Consider the following 22,991-nt stretch of genomic DNA (forward strand, 5'->3'; position numbering starts at 1 on the left):
GTGGAACCTCGGGTAAGAGGCCCGCGGCGACTGTAACCCCCTGATCGATGATCGATCAAAGGGATGAGCGGTAAAACTTGCCGAACCGGCGAAAGTCGGCACGCAGTGCCACGACATTGGCAGGGTCCACGACACCCGGTGCCGTGGAATCGCAGGTCAGAAGGGGTGGAGAACCGCTCGAATGGGGAGTGGGGTGCTCAGGCGGCGGCGTCCGGGCGGGGTGCGCAGCCCAGGACGTGGGCCTTCACGAGGTCGGCGATCCGGGGGTCGCGGCGGCGGAAGGCGGCCACCAGCTCCTCGTGCTCCTCCGCGAAGGACTGCTGCACGGTCCCCAGCCAGCGGATCGACAGGGCCGTGAACACCTCGATGCCCAGCCCCTCCCAGGTGTGCAGCAGGACCGAGTTGCCGGCCGCCCGCACCATCTCGCGGTGGAAGGCCACCGTGTGCCGCACCTGGCCCGCCGCGTCGGCCAGCCGGTCGGCCTCGTGCAGGGCCGCCACGTGCGGCTCCAGGACCGAGCAGTCGTCCCCGAGGCGCTCCGCCGCCAGTTCGGCCGCGATGGCCTCCAGGCCGGCCCGCACCGGGTAGCTCTCCTCCAGGTCGGCGGCCGTCAGGCTCCGCACCCGCACGCCCTTGTTGGGGGCGGACTCGATCAGCCGCAGCGACTCCAGCTCCCGCAGGGCCTCGCGGACCGGGGTCTGGCTGACCTCCAGCTCGGTGGCGATCCGCCGCTCCACGATGCGCTCGCCCGGCTTCCAGCGGCCGCTGACGATTCCCTCCACGATGTGCTCGCGGATCTGTTCGCGCAGCGAGTGGATGACGGGCGCGGTCATGGGGGCTCCTTCGGGCAGGGGCGACCTGCGGCCAGGGCCCCCGGGGGCGTGAGACGCTTAGACAATACGGCTGCGGAGCGTGTCTGCCGAGGCACATCCGGGCGCTGAGACGCAGGTGAGACGAGGCTTACACCACGCGACGGGCGCTGTGGCGAGGATCCCCCGGCCGCCCGGGAGCCCCCTTGACCCGCCTTTGACGTGCGCTTCACCCGGGCTTCACGCGACGGCGCCCCCGCCCGGAATCCCGGGCGGGGGCGCCGTCAGGCACGGGGCGTGGTCACAGGCCGAGCTCGACCTCGAACTCGCCGGCCTCCAGGATCGCCTTGACCGCGGTCAGGTAGCGGGCGGCGTCGGCGCCGTCCACCAGACGGTGGTCGTAGGAGAGCGTCAGGTAGGTCATGTCGCGGACCGCGATGACCGGACCGTCCTCGGTCTCGATGACGGCCGGACGCTTCACCGTGGCGCCGATGCCCAGGATGGCGACCTGGTTCGGCGGAACGATGATCGTGTCGAACAGCGCACCGCGCGAACCGGTGTTGCTGATCGAGAAGGTGCCGCCGGCCAGCTCGTCCGGGGTGATCTTGTTGGCGCGGACCTTGCCCGCCAGCTCCGCCGTGGCCTTGGCGATGCCGGCCAGGTTGAGGTCGCCGGCGTTCTTGATGACCGGGGTCATCAGGCCCTTCTCGGCGTCCACCGCGATCCCGATGTTCTCGGAGTCGAAGTAGGTGATCGTGCCCTCGGCCTCGTTGATCCGGGCGTTGATGACCGGGTGGGCCTTCAGCGCCTGGGCCGCCGCCTTCACGAAGAACGGCATCGGGGAGAGCTTGACGCCCTCACGGGCCAGGAAGGCGTCCTTGGCCTGGTTGCGCAGGCGCATCAGGCGGGTGACGTCGACCTCGACCACCGAGGAGAGCTGGGCCTGCTCGCGCAGCGCCTTGACCATGTTGTCGCCGATGACCTTGCGGATCCGCGGCATCTTCACGGTCTGACCGCGCAGCGGGGACGCCTCGAGGGCCGGGGCCTTCTTGGCGGCCGGCGCGGCCGGGGCGGCGGCGGCCGGAGCCTGCGCCGCGGCCTTGGCGGCCTCGGCGGCGGCCAGGACGTCCTGCTTGCGGATGCGGCCGCCGACGCCGGTGCCCTTGACGGAGCCCAGGTCGACGCCGTTCTCGGAGGCGAGCTTGCGCACCAGCGGGGTCACGTAGGCGTCGCTCGCACCGGTGCCGGAGGGCGCGGCCGGGGCCTGCGCGGCGGGGGCCGGAGCGGCCGGAGCCGGGGCCGGAGCCTGAGCCGGGGCGGCCGGGGCCGGAGCCTGAGCGGCCGGGGCCGGCGCGGGGGCGGCGGCCGCGGGAGCCGGGGTGGGCTCCGGGGCCGGGGCCGGGGCGGGAGCCGGGGTGGGCTCCGGAGCCGGGGCCGGGGCGGCCGGGGCCTCGGGAGCGGCGGCGGCCGGGGCCGAGCCCGGGGTGCCGATGACGGCCAGCTTGGCGCCGACCTCGGCCGTCTCGTCCTCGTTCACCACGATCTCGAGCAGCGTGCCGGAGGCGGGCGCCGGGATCTCGGTGTCGACCTTGTCGGTGGAGACCTCGAGCAGCGGCTCGTCGGCCTCGACGGACTCGCCGACCTGCTTCAGCCAGCGGGTGACGGTGCCCTCGGTGACGGACTCGCCGAGCGCCGGGAGCACCACGTCGGTGCCCTCGGCGGAGCCGCCGCCGGCCGCCGCCTCGGCGGTCGGGGCGGGGGCCGGCTCGGCCTGGTCCGGGGAGGGGGTGGTCTCCGGGGCCTGGACCGGCTCGGCGGCCGGCGCGGCCTCCTGGGCCGGGGCGGCCTGCTCGGCCGGGGCGCCGGAGCCGTCGTCGATCAGGGCCAGCTCGGCGCCCACCTCGACGGTCTCGTCCTCGGCCACCTTGATGGAGGACAGGACGCCGGACGCGGGCGAGGGGATCTCGGTGTCGACCTTGTCGGTCGAGACCTCGAGCAGCGGCTCGTCGGCCTCGACCCGCTCACCCTCGGCCTTCAGCCAACGGGTGACGGTGCCCTCGGTGACGCTCTCGCCGAGCGCCGGAAGGGTTACGGAAACCGCCATGGTTTCGGTTGCTCCTAACGAAAGTACGGAAGTCTGTTCGCGGTCGTCCGGCGGTGATCAGTCGTGAGCGTGCAGCGGCTTGCCGGCCAGCGCGAGGTGGGCCTCGCCCAGCGCCTCGTTCTGCGTCGGGTGCGCGTGGATGAGCTGCGCGACCTCGGCCGGCAGCGCCTCCCAGTTGTAGATCAGCTGGGCCTCGCCGACCTGCTCGCCCATGCGGTCGCCCACCATGTGGACGCCGACCACGGCGCCGTCCTTCACCTGGACGAGCTTGATCTCGCCCGCGGTCTTGAGGATCTTGCTCCTGCCGTTGCCCGCCAGGTTGTACTTGAGGGTGACGACCTTGTCCGCGCCGTAGATCTCCTTGGCCTTGGCCTCGGTGATGCCGACGGAGGCGACCTCCGGGTGGCAGTACGTGACGCGCGGCACACCGTCGTAGTCGATCGGGACGGCCTTGAGGCCGGCCAGACGCTCGGCCACCAGGATGCCCTCGGCGAAGCCGACGTGCGCGAGCTGGAGGGTGGGCACCAGGTCGCCGACCGCGGAGATGGTCGGGACGTTGGTGCGCATGTACTCGTCGACCAGGACGTAGCCGCGGTCCATCGCGACGCCCTGCTCCTCGTAGCCCAGGCCCTGCGAGACCGGGCCACGGCCGACGGCGACGAGGAGGACCTCGGCCTCGAACTCCTTGCCGTCCGCCAGGGTGACCTTGACGCCGTTCTGGGTGTACTCCGCCTTCTGGAAGAAGGTGCCCAGGTTGAACTTGATGCCGCGCTTGCGGAAGGCGCGCTCGAGCAGCTTGGAGCTGTTCTCGTCCTCGACCGGCACGAGGTGCTTCATGCCCTCGATGATCGTGACCTCGGAGCCGAACGACTTCCAGGCCGAGGCGAACTCGACGCCGATGACGCCGCCGCCCAGGATGATCGCGGACTGCGGGACGCGGTCCAGGACCAGCGCGTGGTCCGAGGAGATGATCCGGTTGCCGTCGATCTCCAGGCCCGGCAGCGACTTCGGCACGGAGCCGGTCGCCAGCAGGACGTGGCGGCCCTGGATCCGCTGCCCGTTCACGTCGACCGAGGTCGGGGAGGAGAGACGGCCCTCGCCCTCGATGTAGGTCACCTTGCGGGAGGCGACCAGGCCCTGCAGACCCTTGTACAGGCCCGAGATGACCTCGTCCTTGTACTTCATGACGGCCGGGACGTCGATGCCCTCGAAGGTCGCCTTGACACCGAACTGCTCGCTCTCACGCGCCTGGTCGGCGATCTCGCCGGCGTGCAGGAGAGCCTTGGTCGGGATGCAACCCTTGTGCAGGCAGGTGCCGCCGACCTTGTCCTTCTCGATCAGGGCGACGTCAAGGCCCAGCTGAGCCCCGCGCAGCGCCGCGGCGTACCCGCCGCTACCGCCGCCGAGGATCACTAGGTCGAAAACGGTGCTGGCGTCGTTCGCCACGTCACGTCCTCCATGCATGTGCGCCACGCCGGTCTCGTCCGACCGGTCGGCGGCTGGTCACGGCCGCTCTAAGTGCTTCGGCCCGGGTGGGGCCCTGTCCTGCCAAGGGTCCATCTTTGCACTTGTCGGAGCCCAACCGGACGCGGGGCCGTGTTGTGAGACGCGGCACAGTCCCCGGCGAGGCGGGTTCCGCATACCCCGCCACCGGACGCCCAAGGGGGTGGGGAGGGGTCCCGCGCCGCGGAACCCCTCCCCACCCCCGGTGGGTCGCGCCGGTCAGACCAGGTCGCCCGCGGCGGCCCGCTCGGCCAGACGGACCAGCGTGCGCACGGCGCTGCCGGTGCCGCCCTTCGGCGTGTAGCCGAACGGCTTGCCCTCGTTGAAGGCCGGGCCGGCGATGTCCAGGTGCGCCCAGGCGATGTCCTCGCCCACGAACTCGCGCAGGAACAGACCGGCCACCAGGCCGCCGCCCATCCGCTCGCCCATGTTGGCGATGTCGGCCGTGGCCGAGTCCATGCCGGCGCGCAGGTGCTCCGGCAGCGGCATCTGCCAGGCGTCCTCGCCGCTCTCCTCGGCCGCCTCGTGCACCAGGGCGCGGAAGGCGTCGTCGTTGGCCATGACGCCGAAGGTCCGCGACCCCAGGGCGACCATCATCGCGCCGGTCAGCGTCGCCACGTCGACGATCGCGTCCGGCTTCTCCAGCGAGGCGGCCCACAGGCCGTCGGCCAGGACCAGACGGCCCTCGGCGTCGGTGTTGAGGACCTCGACGGTCTTGCCGCTGTACATCCGCAGCACGTCACCCGGACGGGTGGCGGAACCGGACGGCATGTTCTCCGCCAGGCAGAGCCAGCCGGTCACGTTCGCCTCGATGCCCAGGCGCGCCGCCGTCACCACCGCGGAGAGGACCGCGGCGGCGCCGGACATGTCGCACTTCATGGTCTCGTTGTGACCGGCCGGCTTCAGGGAGATGCCGCCCGAGTCGTAGGTGATGCCCTTGCCGACGAAGGCCAGGTGCGTCTTCGCCTTCGACGAGGTGTACGACAGCTTCACCAGCCGCGGCGGACGGGACGAGCCGCCGCCCACGCCGAGGAGGCCGCCGTAGCCGCCCTTGGTGAGCGCCTTCTCGTCCAGCACCGTCACCTTGAGGCCGTGCTCCTTGGCGGCCTTCTGCGCGATCTCCGCGAAGGTGGCGGGGAACAGGTCGTTCGGCGGCATGTTGATCAGGTCGCGGGCGTGGTTCATCTCCTCGGCCACCGCGACGCCGCGCTCCACGGCCGCCTTGAAGGCGCGGTCGCGCGGCTTGCCGCCGAGCAGCACCGCCTCGCCCAGCGGGCCCTTCTTCGCGGCCTTGGAACCCTTGCCGCCCTTGGCGTCCTTGCCGGACTCCTTGTAGGCGTCGTACGTGTACGCGCCCAGCAGCACGCCCTCGGCGACCGCGCCGGCCGCCTCCGCGTCCTCCAGCGGGAGCGCGAACGCGGCCTTGGCCACGCCGGTCAGCGCACGGGCGGCCGCACCGGCGGCCCGGCGCAGCGCCTCGGCGCCCCAGGCCTCGTCCTTCTCCGGCTGCGCGCCCAGGCCGACGGCCACCACCAGCGGGGCCTTGAAGCCGGACGGGGCGGGCAGCTTGGTCACCTCGCCCTCGGCGCCCGAGGCGCCCAGGGTCTCCAGCAGGCCGGCCAGCGAACCGTCGTACGCCTCGGCGACGGCCTCGGCGCCCGCGGTCACGACAGGGCCGCCGTCCGGCTGCGCGCCCTTGGCGACACCGACGACGATCGCGTCGGCGCGCAGGCCGGCGACGGCGGCGGTGCTGAGAGAAAGATCAGTCACGGTGGTGATGTCTCGCTTCCGTTGAGAGTGGTGTGCGTCCGCAGGGCCGAGAGGATGGGCTCGGCCGGGCCCTGGGCTTCTGGGAGGAGCCTACGCGCGGGCCCGCGCCCGGGTCAGCCCAGGCACGGTCACCCCACGCACAGCACCAGCAGCGAGACGGTCGCCGCGGTCTCCGCCAGCGCGCCCAGCACGTCTCCCGTTACCCCTCCGAAGCGGCGTACACAGCGCCGCAGCAGCAACTCGGCCGCCAGACACCCCAGCAGCACCGCCGCCGCGGCGCCCAGCGCCGCGCCCGCGCCGTCCAGCAGCGCCCCGGCGGCGGCCGCGGCGAGGGTGACCGCGACGGCGACCGCGGCGGCCGCCGCCCGGGGCACCGTCCCGGCGACCACCGCGCCCAGCCCCTCCGGCCGGGCCGCGGGCACCCCCGCCCTGGCGCCCAGGGTCAGCGCCAGGCGCGCGGTCACGGCGGACAGCAGCGCGGCGAGCGCGCCCGGCGCGGGGGAGCGGCCGAAGGCCTCGGCCAGCGCCGCGACCTGCGCGGCCAGCGCCAGCAGCAGGGTGACCACCCCGAACGGGCCGATGTCGGAGCGCTTCATGACGCGCAGCGCCTCGTCGGCGGGTTTGGCGCTGCCCAGGCCGTCGGCGGTGTCGGCGAGGCCGTCCAGGTGCAGCGCCCGGGTCAGCACCGCGGGAACGGCGACGGCCACGACGGCGGCGAGCGGCGGGGCGAACCCGGCGGCGAGAGCGGCCACGCCGGCCAGGGCCGCCGCGGCTCCGACCGCCAGCCCGGCGAGCGGGGCGCAGAGCATGCCGTGACGGGCCGCCGTCCGGTCCCAGCGGCGCACCCGCACCGGCAGCGTGGTGAGGGTGCCCAGGGCGAACCGCGGTCCGTCGAGGACGCCGGGGCGGCCGGCGAGGCGTGAGGGGGTGGGGTCGGACATGCGGCGTGACGCTACCGGCCCCGCGCCCGCGGTCACCCGGCGGGGCGGGGACCGCGTCCCGGCCGGCGAACCGGGCCGGCCGGGAACCGGGGTCCCGGGCGGGGAGCGCGTCTCAGCCGGGGATGAGGCCCTCGTCGGTGAGGAGGGCGCGGACCTCGTCCAGGGTGGCGTCCGGGGCCGGGAGGATCAGCTCGGACGGCTCCAGGGAGTCGTCCGGCAGCGGTTCCCCCAGCTCGCGGACCTTGTCCAGCAGGGCCCGCAGCGTCCGGCGGAAGCCGGGGCCGTCGCCCTGCTCCATCTCCGACGACAGTTCGTCGTCCAGCGCGGAGAGTTCGGCCAGATGGCTGTCGGACAGCCGGACCTGACCCTCACCCATGATCCGAACGATCATCCCGGGCCTCCCTGAAAGCGGTCGGGGCTACTGCTCCTTGTGGAACCGAGGGGTGTCCTGCGGCTGCTCCTGCGTCCGGCCGCCGCCCTCGATGGCCTGCTGCTGCTCGGCGGGACCCGACAGCTCGGCCTTCATCCGCTGCAGCTCCAGCTCCACATCCGTACCACCGGAGAGCCGGTCCAGCTCGGCCTGGATGTCGTCCTTGGCGAGCCCGGACGGGTCCTCGAGCGCGCCCGAGGCGAGCAGCTCGTCGATCGCGCCGGCCCGCGCCTGCAGCTGCGCGGTCTTGTCCTCGGCGCGCTGGATGGCCAGGCCGACGTCGCCCATCTCCTCGGAGATGCCGCTGAACGCCTCGCCGATCCGGGTCTGCGCCTGGGCCGCCGTGTAGGTGGCCTTGATGGTCTCCTTCCTGGTGCGGAAGGCGTCCACCTTCGCCTGCAGCCGCTGGGCCGCAAGAGTGAGCTTCTCCTCCTCGCCCTGCAGGGTGCTGTGCTGCGTCTCCAGGTCCGTCACCTGCTGCTGCAGCGCGGCACGCCGGGTCAGCGCCTCGCGGGCCAGGTCCTCACGGCCCAGCGCCAGCGCCTTGCGGCCCTGCTCCTCCAGCTTTCCGGACTGCGAGCGCAGCTGGTTCAGCTGGAGCTCCAGACGCTTGCGGGAGGTCGCCACGTCGGCGACCCCGCGCCGCACCTTCTGCAGCAGCTCGAGCTGCTTCTGGTACGAGTAGTCGAGGGTCTCGCGAGGGTCCTCGGCCCGGTCCAGGGCCTTGTTCGCCTTCGCGCGGAAGATCATCCCCATACGCTTCATGACACCGCTCATGGGCTTCGCGCGCCCCCTTCTGACGACTTCCAGCTCCAGCTACTGCCGACACAACCCACGGTAAGGGCTGTCTCTCCATTACCGCACTGTCCGGCGGGCGATCCGGTCCTCCGCGAGGACGACCACGGACACGTCCGGTCCGGCCCAGGGAGGAGATCGTCCCCCCGGGTGTCAGGACGCGGGCCGTTGCGGGATCGTTCCCACCGGGGCGGTGGTCCATGCCTGGCGCCACCCCGTACCCTTGGGTTTTGTGTTCCGAAGCCGTGCCAACGCCGAGAAGGCCAAGGACGCCGCGCAGTCGCCGGTGAGCCAGGCCAAGCAGCCCCGTGACCCGCAGGCCCCGAAGGGCAGGCCGACTCCCAAGCGGAGTGCGGCCCAGTCCCAGCGCCGCAGCGTCGCCAACACGCCGACCAACCGCAAGGAGGCGGCGAAGCGGCAGCGCGAGGAGCGCCGGTCCGCCATGGAGCGCCAGCGCCAGGCACTCGCCTCCGGCGACGAGCGGTACCTGCCGGTGCGCGACAAGGGCCCGGTGCGGCGTTTCGCCCGGGACTACATCGACTCCCGCTGGTGCGTGGCCGAGTTCTTCCTGCCGATGGCCGTGATCATCCTGGTCCTGACGATCATCAGGAACCAGCAGGTCCAGTACATCGGCATGCTGCTCTGGCTGGCGGTCATCGTGATGATCGTCCTGGACTCGCTGGTGACCGGCCTGCGCCTGCGCAAGCGGCTCGCCGAGAAGTTCCCGGACCAGAACCGGCGCGGCGCCGTCGCCTACGCGCTGATGCGCTCGCTGCAGATGCGCCGGCTCCGGCTGCCCAAGCCCCAGGTCAAGCGCGGGGAGCGGCCCTGACCACCACCGGCTCCGACCGCGGCTCCGACCGGGTGCCCCGACAGGCGGCGCCCTTCGACTCCGACGCGGCCCGCGCCTGGCTGGGCAAGCTGGGCGGGCTGCGTGACGTCGTCCGCCAGGAACTGGTGGCGCGTCAGCTCGACGAACAGATCATCGGTCACTTCCCGGTCGGGAAGCGGCTGCGCGTGCTGGACGTCGGCATGGGCCAGGGCACCCAGGCGCTGCGGCTCGCCCGCGCCGGGCACCAGGTCACCGGCGTCGAGCGCGACCCCCTCATGATCGAGGCCGCGCGCCGGGCCCTGGAGGACGAACCCGCCGGGATCCGCGAACGTGTCCGGCTGGTGGAGGGCGACGGTCAGGAGACCGGCGTCCACTTCCTGCCGGGCGCCTTCGACATCGTGCTCTGCCACGGCGTGCTGATGTACGTCGAGGACCCGGACGCGCTGCTCGCGGGCCTGGGCCGGATGCTGGCCCCCGGCGGACTGCTGTCACTGCTGGTGCGCAACGGCGACGCCCTCGCCATGCGGCCGGGCCTGGCCGGGGACTGGGCCGGCGCGGTCGCCGCCTTCGACAGCGTGGACTACCGCAACCGGCTCGGCGTGAACGCCCGCGCCGACCGGCTCGACGCGCTCACCGAGTCGCTGGCCGGCATCGGCGCGCCACTGCGGGCCTGGTACGGGGTCCGCGTCTTCACCGACCTCGCGCCCGACGGCACCACCGTGCCCCCCGACCTCGAGGACCTCCTCGCCGCCGAGGAGCGCGCCGGCCGCACCGACCCCTACCGCCAGGTCGCCGCCCTGCTCCACCTCTGCGGCTCCCGGGGTCTCCCGGCGGCCTGAACCCCGGCAGCGGGCCCGTTCGGGGGTACAGGACGGGCCGCGGCCGGCCGGGGCGACGAGACTCGTCGGCATGGACGCATCCCCCACGCGCCGCGCCGGGACCGCACTCGCCTGCCTGCTCGCCCTCGCCGTCCTGCCCGCCTGCCAGGCGGCCGTCCCGCACACCGCACCGGGCCGCGGCCAGCAGGCGCGCGCCCCGCACGCGCCGGGGGACCTGGAGAAGGGCTACATCCGGGTCGTCCGCGACGTCCTGCCCTCCGTCGTCCAGGTGCAGGCCGCCGGCGACCTCGGCTCCGGCATCGTCTACGACGACCAGGGGCACATCGTCACCAACGCGCACGTCGTCGGGGACGAACAGCGGTTCCGGGTGACCACCGCCCAGGCCGGCGCGCCGCTGACCGCGCGGCTGGTGTCGTCCTTCCCCGAGCAGGACCTCGCGGTGATCAAGCTGGAACGGATGCCCGAGGGGCTGCGTCCCGCGAAGTTCGGCGACTCCTCCGAGGTGCAGGTCGGGCAGATCGTGCTGGCGATGGGCTCGCCGCTGGGCCTGTCCTCCAGCGTGACCCAGGGGATCGTCTCCGCCACCGGACGGACCGTCAGCGAGACCCCGGACGGCGGCGGCACCGGCGCGACCATCCCCAACATGATCCAGACCTCCGCCGCGATCAACCCCGGCAACAGCGGGGGAGCGCTGGTCGACCTGGACGGGGAGGTCATCGGCATCCCCACCCTCGCCGCCTCCGACCCGAGCCTCGGCGGCGACGCGGCGGCCGGCATCGGCTTCGCCATCCCGGCGTCCATGGTGCGCACGGTGGCCGACCAGATCATCGAGCAGGGGCGGGTCACCCACACGGGGCGGGCCGCGCTCGGCATCGTCGGCCGCACCGTGGTCGACGGGAACAACCGGGCCACCGGCGTCGCCATCGTCGAGGTGACCCGCGACGGGGCCGCGGCCGATGCCGGGCTGCGGGCCGGGGACGTCATCACCCGGCTGGGCAGCCGTCAGATCACCACCATCACCTCGCTCACCGAGACGCTGGCCACCATGCAGCCGGGCGACGAGGTGACCGTCGCCTACCGGCGGGACGGCGACGACCGCACGGCGCGGGTGACGCTGGGGGAGCACTGACGCTCCGGAGGGAGAGAGGCAGGGGGAGGGGGAGCGGCGGGAGCGGCCGTGGCCGCCCCCGGCCGTCCTGCCGGGCCGTCAGGCGCCCGCGTTCTCCGTGCTCGCGGCGTTCCCGCCGTCCGCCGCGTCCCCGGCCTCCTCGGCGCGCAGGCTCATCGGGCCGTAGATCTCCGCCTCGTCCTCGAAGAGCCGCACCTGCTCGGCGCCGCCCTCCAGCAGGTCCCGCCAGTGCTCGCCCAGCCAGGACTCCGCGTCGCCCTGGGTGGTGAACTCCTCCGGCTCCACCGCGGGGTCGACCTCGGTGCCGTCGGCCTTCTCGAACCGCCAAATCCATGCCACCACGTGCGCCTCCAGGGGTGCGGGTCCGTCGTGTGATGCCGTCGTCAGGAGCTTAGGGGGTGTCCAGGTCCTGATCGTTCCCGGCCGCGGGGCTCCTGCAACATCAGCCCCGTCACCGGGCGCGCCCGCACCCGGCGGAGGACGCCGCGCCGCCGAACAGACGGTGTGCGGGCGCGCGGTACGCGCGGCGGACGGGACAATCGGTACGTGGACGTCACTCTGCTCGGCACCGGAGCCCCCAGCGGGCTGCCCCGCCCCGGCTGCCCCTGCGCCGCCTGCGCCGTCGCCCTCGGCCCGGACGCCCGGGCCGCGACCTCGGTGCTCGTGGACGGCACCCTGCTGCTCGACCTGATCCCCGGGGCGGCCTTCGCCGCCGCCCGTTCGGGGCATTCGCTGAACGGGGTGCGGCAGGTGCTGCTCACCCACCCGCACGACGGCCCCGCCGTCGAGGTGCCGCCGGGGCTTCCGCAGCCCGGCCGGGTGCCGGACGGGCGGGAGCTCGCACTGCTCACCGGGCACCGGGTGCGGGCGCTGGCCATGGACGCCCCGGGCACCGGCTACGCGGTGACCGGGCCCGACGGGCACCGGCTCCTGTACCTGCCGCCGGGGTGCGCGCCGGCCGGGCTGGAGGAGACCGCCGAGCCGTACGAGACGGTGCTGGCCGACGTGGTCGGCCGCCCGGACGCGCTGGCCCGCCTGAGGGCGGCGGGCGCGGTCGGCCCCACCACGGACGTGATCGCGGTGCACGTCGACCACGACGTGCCGCCCGGTCCCGAACTGCGGCGCCGGCTGGCCGCGGCGGGGGCGAGGGCGGTGCCGGACGGGGAGACGCTGACGGTGGGGACGTACGGGAGCGTGCCGGACGTGCCGCGGCGCACGCTGGTGCTGGGCGGCGCGCGGTCCGGCAAGTCGGTCGAGGCGGAGCGGCGGCTCGAGGCGTTCCCCGAGGTGGTGTACGTGGCCACCGGCGGGACGCGGGGCGGCGACTCCGAGTGGGCGGAGCGGGTCCGGCTGCACCGGGACCGGCGGCCGGCGTCCTGGCGGACGCTGGAGACCTGCGACCTCGGTCCGCTGCTCGAGGACCACGACGGGCCGCCGCTGCTGATCGACTGTCTGGCGCTGTGGCTGACCGACGCGATGGACGCGGTCGGGGCGTGGGACGACGCCGAATGGGCGGGCGGCGGCCAGCGGGAGCTGCGGGCGCGGGTGACCGGGCTGGCGGAGGCGCTGCGGGCGACGCGGCGGACGGTGGTGACGGTCTCCAACGAGGTCGGCTCCGGGATTGTGCCGGCGACGGCGTCGGGGCGGCGGTACCGCGACGAGCTGGGGCGGCTGAACGCGGCGGTCGCCGCGGAGTGCGAACACGTCCTCCTGGTCGTGGCCGGCCAGCCCCTCCCGCTCCGCGGCGCCTTCTAGGGCCCGCCGGGGCGGGCAGGACCTCCCGCGTCACCCCGGGAGGCGGGCGCGCCCGGGCAGGCAGGGCCTTCCGCGTCAGCCCGGGAGGTGGGCGAGGAGGGGGTGCCAGGGGGTGGGGCGGCGGAGCGGGTGGTAGCCGGTGGCGGTCAGGGCGGTGGGAGCCTCGGGGGAGGGGTCGACCAGGAGGTGGCCACCGGGGCGGAGGAGCGGCCGGAGGGCGCGGAGTGCGGCCGGCCGGGGGCGCGCCCCACGAAAGCTGACCACGTCGTAACGACCCTTCAGGCGGAGGAGTACGTCGGTGTCCCCCGGCGCCCCCCGGTGCGCCTCCTCCACCCGCCCCGCCCGCCACGCCGCCTCCACCCGCGCCCCGACGTCCAGCCCGTCGAACGAGGTGTACGGGAACCAGGCCCGCGCCGCCTCGCAGAAGCGCCCGTACCCGCAGCCGACGTCCAGCCAGCTCTCCGGCTCCGGCGCGACCGCGAGCACCGCCCGCGCGGCGAGGCGGTACCGCAGCCGCTCGAGGGGCCCCGGCGGCCGGTCGCCGGGGGCCTGACCGGGCAGTGCCTCGCCCCGGCCGCCCGGCCCCACCGGTTCCTGCGACTGCGGTGCGGCGACCTCGGCCACGGCGGCTCCTCACCTCGGCGACGACGGTAGGAAGGACGGGGAACACCACGGGGGATCCCCCAGAACGAAAACGGGCAAACCGGAACGTAGGGCGTCCCGCTCCCGGGTGCAACGACGCCGCCCCGACGGGCCGGTACTGTTCCGCCAATGAGCTCGCTTAATCTCGACGACTTCACCGACCGGATCCAGCGTCCCCACGGCAGCGTGCGCCGTGACGCGGAGGCGCGCCGGGAGCGGCTGGCCGTTCCGGCCGGGTCGCTGGGACGTCTGGACGAACTGGGGGAGTGGCTCGCGGCCGCCCAGCACGCGGTGCCCGTGCGCCCCCTGGACCGGCCCAAGGTCGTGCTGTTCGCCGCCGACCACGGCGTGGCCGCGCTCGACGTGTCCGGGCGCCCGGCCGGCACCGCCTCCTGGCTGGTGCGCGACGTCCTGGAGGGCGTGAGCCCCGTCGCCGTCCTCGCCCGCCGCCAGGGCGTCCCGGTGCGGATCGTGGACATGGGCCTGGACTGCGAACCGGAGGCGCTGCCCGCCGAGGTGACCGCCCGTCGGGTGCGCGGTGGCAGCGGCCGGATCGACATCGAGGACGCGCTCACCGCGGAAGAGGCCGAGACGGCGTTCCGCGCGGGGATGGAGATCGCCGACGAGGAGGCCGACGCCGGCACCGACGTGGTCGTCCTGGGCGACCTCAGCGTCGGCGGCACGACGCCCGCCGCCGTCCTGGTCGCGGCGCTCTGCGGCACCGACGCCTCGGTGGTCACCGGGCGCGGCGGCGCCGGCATCGACGACCTGGCGTGGATGCGCAAGTGCGCCGCGATCCGCGACTCGCTGCGCCGGGCGCGTCCGGTGCTCGGCGACCAGCTGAAGCTGCTGGCCGCGGTGGGCGGGGCCGACCTGGCCGCGATGACCGGCTTCCTGCTGCAGTGCGCGGTCCGCCGCACCCCGGTGATCCTGGACGGAGTGGTGTCGGCCGCCGCCGCGCTGGTCGCCCAGCGGGCCGCCTTCCGCGCCCCCGACTGGTGGCTGGCCGGCCACAGCAGCGGCGAGCCGGCCCAGGCGAAGGCGCTGGACCGGATGGCGCTCGAGCCGCTGCTGGACCACGGCGTGACGGTCGGTGAGGGCGTGGGCGCGCTGCTGGCGCTCCCGCTGGTGAGGGCCGCCGCCGCGTTCGCCGCCGACCTGCCGGAGATCGGCGAGTCGCCCGCCCCCGCGAAGCCGGCGGAGCCCGGGGAGCCCGGGGAGTCCGCAGACCCCGCGGAGCCCGCGGAGCGCACCAGCGGGTGAGTCCGCAGGCCCCGCTCCCGGCGGAGGGCCCCGCGCGGGCGGGGCGGTGAACGTGGTGTCGCCTCCTCCGAGGGCGGTCGGGATGTCCGACCCTAGGAGGATGTGACGCTCGTCAAATAGGACCATGGGGTTACCGGGTCCCGACGAGCCATGGGTCAGGATGGAGGCGGCGGCGGTCCCGCCCCATGCCGGCGCCTCCCACGCACCGTGCCCTCACCTCGTAGAGAGACCCTGACCCTTATGTCCTGGCTGTCGAAATTCAGCCTCGCGCAGCGGGCCCTGATAGGGCTGATGTCGCTCATCGCGCTGCTCTTCGGAGTGATCGCGATCCCGCAGCTCAAGCAGCAGCTGTTCCCCTCCATCGAACTGCCCATGGTCTCGGTCATCGCGCCGTACCAGGGCGCGTCCCCGGACGTGGTGGAGAAGCAGGTCGTCGAGCCCCTCGAGAACGGCATCAAGGCCGTCGACGGCGTCGAGAGCCTGACCTCCACGGCGAGCGAGGGCAGCGCCGTGATCATGGCCTCCTTCGACTACGGCCCGGACACCAAGCAGCTGGTCGCCGACATCCAGCAGGCCATCAACCGGGCACGGAACACGCTCCCCGAGGGCGTCGACCCGCAGGTGATCGCCGGTTCCTCCGACGACATGCCCGCCGTGGTCCTCTCCGTCACCGCGGACATGGACCAGCAGGCGCTGGCCGACCGCCTCGACACCGCCGTGCTGCCCGAGCTGGAGAAGATCGAGGGCGTCTCCCAGGCTTCGGTCAACGGCGTGCGCGACATGCAGGTGACGATCACCCCCGACGACGCCAAGATGGCGCGCGCCGGGCTGAGCGCCGCCTCGCTGACCCAGGCGCTCCAGGCGGGCGGCGCGACCGTCCCGGCCGGCGCCTTCGACGAGGACGGCGCCAACCGCACCGTCCAGGTCGGCGGCGGCTACACCTCGCTGCAGCAGATCAAGGACCTGCGGATCGCCGGCCAGGCACAGGGCGCGGGTGCGGGCGCGGCCGCCGGAGCCGCCGGTCAGGGCGGCGGCAAGGCGGTCAAGCTCTCCTCGGTCGCCAAGGTCGAGGAGAAGCCGGCCGCGACCAACTCCGTCACCCGGACCAACGGCAAGCCCAGCCTGTCCGTGATGGTCACCATGGACCGCGACGGCAGCGCCGTCACCATCTCGAACGCCGTCGAGGACAAGCTCGACGACCTGCGCGCGTCGGTCGGCAAGAACGCCGAGATCACCGTCGTCAGCGACCAGGGCCCGGCCGTCGCCCAGGCGATCTCCGGCCTCACCACCGAGGGTGCGCTCGGTCTGCTCTTCGCCGTCGTGATCATCCTGGTCTTCCTGACCTCGGTCCGCTCGACCCTGGTCACCGCGGTCTCCATCCCGCTGTCCGTGGTCCTCACGCTGATCTTCCTGTGGACCCGCGACATCTCGCTCAACATGCTGACGCTGGGCGGTCTCACCATCGCCATCGGCCGGGTCGTCGACGACTCGATCGTGGTGCTGGAGAACATCAAGCGGCACCTCGGCTACGGCGAGGAGCGCAAGGAGGCCATCCTCAAGGCGGTCCGCGAGGTGGCCGGCGCGGTCACCTCCTCCACGCTGACCACCGTCGCGGTCTTCCTGCCGATCGGCCTGGTCGGCGGCATGGTCGGCGAGATGTTCAGCGACTTCAGCATCACCGTCACGGTCGCCCTGCTGGCCTCGCTGCTGGTGTCGCTGACCGTGGTCCCGGTCCTCTCCTACTGGTTCCTGCGCGCGCCCAAGGGCAGCCCGGACGACGCCGAGCAGGCCCGCGTCCAGGCGGAGGAGGCCGAGCGCCGCAGCCGCCTGCAGCGCCTGTACGTCCCCGTGCTGAAGTTCGCCACCCGCCGCCGCCTCACCAGCGTGCTGATCGCGGTCGCCGTGTTCGTGGGCACCCTGGCCATGACCCCGCTGCTCAAGGTCAACCTGTTCGACCAGAGCGACCAGGACGTCATCTCCGTCACCCAGAAGCTCGAGCCCGGCACCAGCCTCGCCGCCACCGACAAGGCCGCGGCCAAGGTGGAGAAGGCGATCGAGGACGTCGAGGGCGTCAAGAACCAGCAGGTCACCGTCGGCAGCTCCGGCTGGATGGCGGCCTTCGGCGGCGGCACCGGCACCAACCAGGCCAGCTTCCAGGTGATGATCGAGGACGACGCCTCCTACGAGGACGTCCAGAAGAAGATCGAGAAGAGCCTGGCCGGCCTCGACGGCGTCGGCGAGACCGAGATCGGCGGGGCCCAGATGGGCCTCGGCAGCCAGAACCTCGCGGTGGTCGTCAAGGCCGCCGACCGGGACGTGCTGGCCGACGCGGCCTCCGAGGTCACCGACGCGGTCAAGGGCATGGACGACGTCACCGAGGTCACCAACGACCTCGCGCAGTCGGTGCCGCGCATCCAGGTCCGCGCCAACGAGAAGGCCGCGGCCGCCGGGTTCACCGACCAGACCCTCGGCGGCATCGTCGCCCAGGCCGTCCGCGGCAACACCGTCGGCAAGGCCACGCTGGACCAGGCCGAGCGCGACATCGTCATCAGGGCCGCCAAGCCGGCCGACACGGTGGCCGAGCTGAAGAACCTGCGCCTCGGCCAGGTCAAGCTCTCCCAGGTCGCCGACGTCGAGCTGGTCGACGGCCCGGTGTCGCTGACCCGCATCGACGGTCAGCGCGCCGTGAACGTCACCGCGCGCCCGACCACCGACGACACCGGCTCCGTCGGCATCGAGCTGGCCAAGGTGCTCGACGAGCTGGACCTGCCCGCGGGCGCCACCGCCGAGATCGGCGGCGTCGTCGACCAGCAGGAGGAGGCGCAGACCAACCTCTTCCTGGCCATGCTCGCGGCCATCGCCATCGTGTTCATCCTGCTGGTGGGCACCTTCCGGTCGCTGGCGCAGCCGCTGATCCTGCTGGTGTCCGTCCCGTTCGCCGCCACCGGCGCGCTGGGCCTGCTGATCGCCACCGGCACCCCGATGGGCGTCCCGGCGATGATCGGCATGCTGATGCTGATCGGCATCGTGGTCACCAACGCCATCGTGCTGATCGACCTCATCAACCAGTACCGGGCCCAGGGGTACGGGGTCGTCGAGGCGGTGATCGAGGGAGGCCGGCACCGTCTGCGGCCCATCCTGATGACCGCGCTGGCGACCATCTTCGCCCTGGTCCCGATGGCGCTGGGCGTCACCGGCCACGGCGGCTTCATCGCCCAGCCGCTGGCGGTCGTGGTGATCGGCGGTCTGATCACCTCCACGCTGCTCACGCTGCTGCTGGTGCCGACGCTGTACGCCATGCTGGAGCTCCGCAAGGAGCGCCGCGCGGCCAAGCGGGCCGCGAAGCGGGCGGAGCAGGCCCCCGGCGACGGCGGCGACGACACGCCCGCCCCGACCGCGGAGCCCGAGCCCGTCCGGGCCTGACGCACCGCGACACGAAAGGCCCCCGGCGCCACTGGCGCCGGGGGCCTTCCCCGTGTCCCGGGACCTCGCGCGGGCACGCGCGGACCGCGCCTCAGCCGAGGTTCTCGCGGACCCCTCAGCCGAGGTTCTTGCGGACCTCGGAGGCGGCCTCCTCGCCGTAGGCCTCGGCGAAGCGGTCCATGAAGTGGGCCCGGTGCAGCTGGTACTCCTGGGTGCCCACCGTCTCGATGACCAGCGTCGCCAGCATGCAGCCGATCTGCGCCGCGCGCTCCAGCGAGACGCCCCAGGCCAGGCCGGAGAGGAAGCCGGCGCGGAAGGCGTCGCCCACACCGGTCGGGTCGGCCTTGCGGGTCTCCTTCGGCACGGCGACCTCGATCGGGGACTCGCCGTGCCGCTCGACGCGCACGCCGCGCGAGCCCAGCGTGGTCACCCGGTGACCGACCTTGGCGAGGATCTCCTCGTCGGACCAGCCCGTCTTCGACTCGATGAGGCCCTTCTCGTACTCGTTGGAGAAGAGGTACGTCGCCCCCTCCAGCAGGATGCGGATCTCCTCGCCGTTCATCCGCGCGATCTGCTGCGAGAAGTCCGCGGCGAACGCGATGCCCCGGGCGCGGCACTCCTCCGTGTGGCGGAGCATCGCCTCCGGATCGTCGGCGCCGATGAGGACCAGGTCGAGACCGCCCACCCGGTCGGCGACGGTCTTCAGCTCGATCAGCCGGGCCTCGCTCATCGCGCCCGTGTAGAAGGAGCCGATCTGGTTGTGGTCGGCGTCCGTGGTGCACACGAAGCGCGCGGTGTGCAGCGTCTCGGAGATGCGCACCGAAGAGGTGTCGACGCCGTGCCGGTCGAGCCAGGCGCGGTACTCGTCGAAGTCCGCGCCGGCCGCGCCGACCAGGACCGGGTTCGTGCCCAGCTGGCCCATGCCGAAGGCGATGTTGGCGCCGACGCCGCCGCGGCGGACGTCGAGCTGGTCGACCAGGAAGGAGAGCGAGACCGTGTGCAGCTGGTCCGCGACGAGCTGGTCGGCGAACCGGCCCGGGAAGGTCATGAGGTGGTCGGTGGCGATGGAGCCGGTGACTGCGATGCGCACGGCGGATTCTCTCCTGGCTGGCGGCGTGGTGACCTACCGATGGTAGGCGGCTCGGGCGGCCGGTTCGTCCCGAGTGCCCCTCCCGGGGGAACCGGGTCCTCCCCGCGCACGTCCCACCGGGGACTCCTGATGAGGGGCAGGGCCTGCGAGGGCCTACGAGGAAGAGGAGCAACGAGGTGAAGGACGACGCGCTGCCGGCCGGCGGCCCGGACGACGGCCGCGACCACGAACCGCACGACGTGACGGCGCCCCGCGACGGGGCCCGCCCGCACGGCGACACCGCCCCCGGACCACGGCACGACCCGCAGGGCGACACCGCACCCGGACCACCGCACGAGGCGCAGGGCGACACCGCCCTCGCACCACGGCACGACCCGCCGCGCAGGCGGCTCGCGGTGGCCGCGGTGGCGGCGGCGGTGCTGGCCGTGGCGGGCATCGGCACGTACGCCGCCTCCTCCACGGGCGGCCCGGCCGCCGCCTCGCCCGCCGGCCCGCCGGAACCCGAGCCCCTGGTGCTGGACGGCTACGGCGCCGTGCCGCAGGGCCTCACCTTCCGCGCCGCCGGGGAGCTGCCCGACGGCCCGGACACCGCCCCCGTGTACCGGCCCGAGGGCCAGGTCCCGCGGCAGCGGGTGGCCGCGCTCGCCGAGGCCCTCGGACTCGAGGACACGCCGCGCGAGGAGGGCACGGTGTGGAAGGCGGGGGAGGAGCTGACCGTCGACAGGAGGGCCCCCGCCTCCTGGACGTTCCACCGCGACCCGTCCGGCGGGAAGACCCCGGTGGACCGGGGGCGGGCGGAGCGGGCCGCCGCCCCCGTGCTGAAGGCCGCCGGACAGAGCGACGCCAGGGTGGCCGCCGGCGGCACCTTCGGCGCCGAGCGCACCGTCGACGCCGACCCCGTCGTCGGCGGGCTGCCCACCCACGGCTGGACCACCGCCCTGCGGGTGGGGCCGGACGCCCGGGTGACCTCGGGCGCCGGAGCGCTCGCCGACCCGGTCCGCGGCGACTCCTACCCGCTGGTGGACGCCGAGGCGGCGCTGAAGGACCTCGACCGGCTGAGCTCCGGGATCGGCCGGGCCCCGGAGCCCGGCTGCGCCAGCGCCGTGCCCGCGGAGCCCGGCGGCGACACGGCGCAGGAAGGCCCCGCGGGCCGCCCTTCCGCCGTGCCGCCGGCCCACGAGTGCACCCCCGAGGCGCCCCTCAAGCGGCGCACCGCCACCGTCGAGAGCGCCGAGTTCGGCCTGGCCGCGCACCTCGTGGACGGCCGGCAGACGCTGGTGCCGTCCTGGACGTTCGCGGTGCGCCTCCCCGACCGGGGCGGCCTGCTGCGCCTGTCCCACCCGGCCGTCGACCCCGCCTACCTGACCACGGGCGAGGAGCCGCCGGCCGAGCGTCCCAGCCCCCGCCCCACCGGCCCGGACGACGGAACGGCCGCCGGCCGGGCCCGGGTCACCGGCTACCGCGCCGAGGACGGCCGCCTCACCGTGGCCTTCGAGGCCGGCGTCTGCTCCGACTTCACGGTCCGCACCGAGGAGAAGGCCGGCCGGGTCGAGGTCACCGTCCTCGACAAGCCGTGGCCCGACCGGGTCTGCATCATGATCGCGAAGATCCACCACCGGACCGTCGAGCTCGAGCGCCCGCTCGGCGACCGCGCGGTGGTCGACTCCGACGGGCACCCCGTCCCCCGGGAGAAGGCCCCGCGCCCGACGCCGCGCTGACGCGCCACCGCCGTGGAACGCCCGAGGGCGGCGCCCCCGTCAGGGGAGCGCCGCCCTCGGTGCCGAGCCGGGTTACCGGCTCAGTTGAACGAGTCGCCGCAGGCGCAGGAGCCCGTGGCGTTCGGGTTGTCGATCGTGAAGCCCTGCTTCTCGATGGTGTCGACGAAGTCGATGGACGCGCCGCCCAGGTACGGGGCGCTCATGCGGTCGGTGACGACCTTCACGCCGTCGAAGTCCTTGACCACGTCGCCGTCGAGCGAGCGCTCGTCGAAGAACAGCTGGTACCGCAGACCCGAGCAGCCACCGGGCTGGACGGCGACCCGCAGCGCGAGATCGTCGCGGCCTTCCTGGTCGAGCAGGGCCTTGACCTTGGCCGCGGCGGCGTCGCTCAGGACGATGCCGTCGGTGACGGTGGTCTTCTCGTCCGATACGGACATCTATCTCTCCCGGGGTGTACGGAGACTGCTTGCCGACGATTCAACCCGCCCGGCCGCGGATTCATTCCGGGCGGCCCGGACGGACAGGCAATGCCTCGTCCTTCCCTCATGCTCGCACACGCCCGGTGCCCGACACAGTGCCCACCGGGCCGCCGGGGACGACCGGGATTCACGTCACATCGACGCAATCGGCCTGCCGGAAAGCGGGCGGCAGCGGTTATGATAGATAGCGTCATTTCGACGAAAAGGCTCGACCCGTCTCCCCGTCCGGGGAAACCCGCAGAACAGAAAGGGTGCGTGTAGTGACCACCGCCCAGCCCCAGGAGCTCGACGTCCAGCCGACTCCGCTCGCGCTGCTCCTCCTCGGCCGCGAGGCCGACCCGCGGAGCGAGCGGGGCGTCGAGTGCCCCGGCGACCTGCCGTCGCCGTCCGACCCGGACCTGGTGGAGCGCGCCCGCGCGGCCAAGGAGAAGCTCGGGGACAAGGTCTTCGTCCTCGGCCACCACTACCAGCGTGACGAGGTCATCCAGTTCGCCGACGTCACCGGCGACTCCTTCAAGCTCGCCCGCGACGCCGCGGCCCGCCCGGAGGCCGAGTACATCGTCTTCTGCGGCGTGCACTTCATGGCCGAGTCGGCCGACATCCTGACCAACGACGACCAGAAGGTCGTGCTGCCCGACCTCGCCGCCGGCTGCTCCATGGCCGACATGGCGACGGCCGAGCAGGTCGCCGAGTGCTGGGACGTGCTGACCGAGGCGGGCGTGGCCGAGCAGGTCGTCCCCGTCTCGTACATGAACTCCTCCGCCGACATCAAGGCCTTCACGGGCCGGCACGGCGGGCTGATCTGCACGTCGTCCAACGCGAAGCGGGCGCTGGAGTGGGCGTTCGAGCAGGGCGACAAGGTGCTCTTCCTGCCCGACCAGCACCTCGGGCGCAACACCGCGGTGCGGGACATGGGGATGTCGCTGGAGGACTGCGTCGTCTACAACCCGCACAAGCCGAACGGCGGGCTCACCGCCGAGGAGCTGCGCGCGGCGAAGATGATCCTGTGGCGCGGGCACTGCTCGGTGCACGGGCGGTTCAGCCTGGACTCGGTGAACGACGTGCGGGAGCGGATCCCGGGCGTCAACGTGCTGGTGCACCCCGAGTGCCGGCACGAGGTCGTCGCGGCGGCGGACCACGTCGGCTCGACGGAGTACATCATCAAGGCGCTGGAGGCGGCGCCGGCCGGGTCCAAGTGGGCCATCGGCACGGAGCTGAACCTGGTGCGGCGGCTGGCGAACCGGTTCGCCCCGGAGGGCAAGGAGGTCGTCTTCCTGGACCGGACGGTGTGCTTCTGCTCGACCATGAACCGGATCGACCTGCCGCACCTGGTGTGGGCGCTGGAGTCCCTCGCGGAGGGCAAGCTGGTCAACCGCATCCAGGTCGACCGGGAGACCGAGACCTACGCGAAGCTGGCCCTCGAGCGGATGCTGGCCCTGCCGTAACGGCCCGCGGGGGGCTCACGTCGG

Annotated in this window: 18 protein-coding genes and 1 pseudogene; 8 read left to right on the top strand and 11 right to left on the bottom strand. The window is 73.7% G+C overall.

Going from position 1 to position 22,991, the window contains the following annotated elements:
- Positions 1-197: 197 nt before the first annotated feature.
- The 7 genes from Sfr03f_RS11680 to Sfr03f_RS11715 all read right to left on the bottom strand — a co-directional run bounded on the left by Sfr03f_RS11680 (position 198) and on the right by Sfr03f_RS11715 (position 8,334).
- Entirely contained in the window at positions 198-833 is a 636-nt protein-coding gene (locus Sfr03f_RS11680; protein ID WP_108953775.1) for a GntR family transcriptional regulator, read from the bottom strand.
- Between the two features lie 277 nt (positions 834-1,110).
- The gene (sucB, locus tag Sfr03f_RS11685; protein ID WP_108953776.1) at positions 1,111-2,913 is read right to left on the bottom strand and encodes a 2-oxoglutarate dehydrogenase, E2 component, dihydrolipoamide succinyltransferase; all 1,803 of its coding nucleotides are present in this window, start codon (positions 2,911-2,913) and stop codon (positions 1,111-1,113) included.
- Between the two features lie 57 nt (positions 2,914-2,970).
- A complete protein-coding gene (gene lpdA / locus Sfr03f_RS11690; protein WP_170145065.1) occupies positions 2,971-4,359 on the bottom strand; it encodes a dihydrolipoyl dehydrogenase in 1,389 nt (462 codons plus the stop codon).
- A 276-nt stretch (positions 4,360-4,635) separates the two neighbouring features.
- A complete protein-coding gene (locus Sfr03f_RS11695) occupies positions 4,636-6,186 on the bottom strand; it encodes a leucyl aminopeptidase (protein WP_108953777.1) in 1,551 nt (516 codons plus the stop codon).
- Between the two features lie 128 nt (positions 6,187-6,314).
- Positions 6,315-7,127: an adenosylcobinamide-GDP ribazoletransferase gene (gene cobS / locus Sfr03f_RS11700; RefSeq protein WP_108953778.1), complete on the bottom strand. Its 813-nt coding sequence runs from the start codon at positions 7,125-7,127 to the stop codon at positions 6,315-6,317.
- A 112-nt stretch (positions 7,128-7,239) separates the two neighbouring features.
- Entirely contained in the window at positions 7,240-7,518 is a 279-nt protein-coding gene (gene pspAA, locus Sfr03f_RS11710; protein WP_108953779.1) for a PspA-associated protein PspAA, read from the bottom strand.
- A 27-nt stretch (positions 7,519-7,545) separates the two neighbouring features.
- Positions 7,546-8,334, bottom strand: coding sequence for a PspA/IM30 family protein (locus Sfr03f_RS11715; RefSeq protein WP_108953780.1), 789 nt, complete (start codon positions 8,332-8,334; stop codon positions 7,546-7,548).
- Between the two features lie 218 nt (positions 8,335-8,552).
- On the opposite strand from Sfr03f_RS11715, the pseudogene Sfr03f_RS11720 reads away from it, so the two are divergent.
- From Sfr03f_RS11720 to Sfr03f_RS11730, 3 genes and pseudogenes are all read left to right on the top strand, one after another.
- Positions 8,553-9,184 (top strand): annotated as a pseudogene (locus Sfr03f_RS11720) (DUF3043 domain-containing protein).
- A gap of 125 nt (positions 9,185-9,309) precedes the next feature.
- Positions 9,310-10,023 (top strand): class I SAM-dependent methyltransferase, encoded by a 714-nt coding sequence (locus Sfr03f_RS11725; protein ID WP_108954076.1) that lies wholly within the window; start codon positions 9,310-9,312, stop codon positions 10,021-10,023.
- Positions 10,024-10,093: 70 nt separating this feature from the next.
- Positions 10,094-11,152 (top strand): S1C family serine protease, encoded by a 1,059-nt coding sequence (locus Sfr03f_RS11730; RefSeq protein WP_108953781.1) that lies wholly within the window; start codon positions 10,094-10,096, stop codon positions 11,150-11,152.
- Positions 11,153-11,230: 78 nt separating this feature from the next.
- Here Sfr03f_RS11730 and Sfr03f_RS11735 read toward each other — a convergent pair whose 3' ends face one another.
- Positions 11,231-11,494, bottom strand: a complete 264-nt coding sequence (locus Sfr03f_RS11735; RefSeq protein WP_108953782.1) for a hypothetical protein — start codon at positions 11,492-11,494, stop codon at positions 11,231-11,233.
- A 204-nt stretch (positions 11,495-11,698) separates the two neighbouring features.
- Between Sfr03f_RS11735 and Sfr03f_RS11740 the strand changes: the two genes are divergently transcribed.
- A complete protein-coding gene (locus tag Sfr03f_RS11740) occupies positions 11,699-12,907 on the top strand; it encodes a bifunctional adenosylcobinamide kinase/adenosylcobinamide-phosphate guanylyltransferase (RefSeq protein ID WP_108953783.1) in 1,209 nt (402 codons plus the stop codon).
- 75 nt (positions 12,908-12,982) lie between these two features.
- Here Sfr03f_RS11740 and Sfr03f_RS31685 read toward each other — a convergent pair whose 3' ends face one another.
- Entirely contained in the window at positions 12,983-13,531 is a 549-nt protein-coding gene (locus Sfr03f_RS31685) for a methyltransferase domain-containing protein (protein ID WP_108953784.1), read from the bottom strand.
- A 147-nt stretch (positions 13,532-13,678) separates the two neighbouring features.
- Between Sfr03f_RS31685 and cobT the strand changes: the two genes are divergently transcribed.
- Both cobT and Sfr03f_RS11755 read left to right on the top strand, forming a co-directional pair.
- On the top strand, positions 13,679-14,812 hold the full coding sequence (cobT, locus tag Sfr03f_RS11750) for a nicotinate-nucleotide--dimethylbenzimidazole phosphoribosyltransferase (RefSeq protein WP_108953785.1): 1,134 nt from the start codon (positions 13,679-13,681) through the stop codon (positions 14,810-14,812).
- A gap of 240 nt (positions 14,813-15,052) precedes the next feature.
- Positions 15,053-18,235, top strand: coding sequence for an efflux RND transporter permease subunit (locus tag Sfr03f_RS11755; protein WP_108953786.1), 3,183 nt, complete (start codon positions 15,053-15,055; stop codon positions 18,233-18,235).
- Between the two features lie 115 nt (positions 18,236-18,350).
- On the opposite strand, the gene Sfr03f_RS11760 is transcribed toward Sfr03f_RS11755, so the two are convergent.
- The gene (locus tag Sfr03f_RS11760) at positions 18,351-19,325 is read right to left on the bottom strand and encodes a carbohydrate kinase family protein (protein ID WP_108953787.1); all 975 of its coding nucleotides are present in this window, start codon (positions 19,323-19,325) and stop codon (positions 18,351-18,353) included.
- A gap of 176 nt (positions 19,326-19,501) precedes the next feature.
- Between Sfr03f_RS11760 and Sfr03f_RS30260 the strand changes: the two genes are divergently transcribed.
- Entirely contained in the window at positions 19,502-21,043 is a 1,542-nt protein-coding gene (locus Sfr03f_RS30260; RefSeq protein ID WP_159105630.1) for a hypothetical protein, read from the top strand.
- Between the two features lie 80 nt (positions 21,044-21,123).
- Here the strand turns inward: Sfr03f_RS30260 and Sfr03f_RS11770 are convergent, their stop codons facing one another.
- Complete coding sequence (locus Sfr03f_RS11770; protein ID WP_108953788.1) at positions 21,124-21,480, bottom strand: HesB/IscA family protein; 357 nt, start codon at positions 21,478-21,480, stop codon at positions 21,124-21,126.
- 302 nt (positions 21,481-21,782) lie between these two features.
- On the opposite strand from Sfr03f_RS11770, the gene nadA reads away from it, so the two are divergent.
- On the top strand, positions 21,783-22,967 hold the full coding sequence (gene nadA, locus Sfr03f_RS11775) for a quinolinate synthase NadA (RefSeq protein WP_108953789.1): 1,185 nt from the start codon (positions 21,783-21,785) through the stop codon (positions 22,965-22,967).
- Positions 22,968-22,991 lie beyond the last annotated feature (24 nt).

It is taken from the genome of Streptomyces fragilis (assembly GCF_003112515.1).
Taxonomy (GTDB): domain Bacteria; phylum Actinomycetota; class Actinomycetes; order Streptomycetales; family Streptomycetaceae; genus Streptomyces; species Streptomyces fragilis.

Bases quoted from the DNA above. Each gene is read 5' to 3' on its own strand.
- Sfr03f_RS11680 (WP_108953775.1), bottom strand. From the start codon at position 833: ATGACCGCGCCCGTCATCCACTCGCTGCGCGAACAGATCCGCGAGCAC.
- sucB (WP_108953776.1), bottom strand. From the start codon at position 2,913: ATGGCGGTTTCCGTAACCCTTCCGGCGCTCGGCGAGAGCGTCACCGAG.
- cobS (WP_108953778.1), bottom strand. From the start codon at position 7,127: ATGTCCGACCCCACCCCCTCACGCCTCGCCGGCCGCCCCGGCGTCCTC.
- pspAA (WP_108953779.1), bottom strand. From the start codon at position 7,518: ATGATCGTTCGGATCATGGGTGAGGGTCAGGTCCGGCTGTCCGACAGC.
- Sfr03f_RS11715 (WP_108953780.1), bottom strand. From the start codon at position 8,334: ATGAGCGGTGTCATGAAGCGTATGGGGATGATCTTCCGCGCGAAGGCG.
- Sfr03f_RS11730 (WP_108953781.1), top strand. From the start codon at position 10,094: ATGGACGCATCCCCCACGCGCCGCGCCGGGACCGCACTCGCCTGCCTG.
- cobT (WP_108953785.1), top strand. From the start codon at position 13,679: ATGAGCTCGCTTAATCTCGACGACTTCACCGACCGGATCCAGCGTCCC.
- Sfr03f_RS11755 (WP_108953786.1), top strand. From the start codon at position 15,053: ATGTCCTGGCTGTCGAAATTCAGCCTCGCGCAGCGGGCCCTGATAGGG.
- Sfr03f_RS11770 (WP_108953788.1), bottom strand. From the start codon at position 21,480: ATGTCCGTATCGGACGAGAAGACCACCGTCACCGACGGCATCGTCCTG.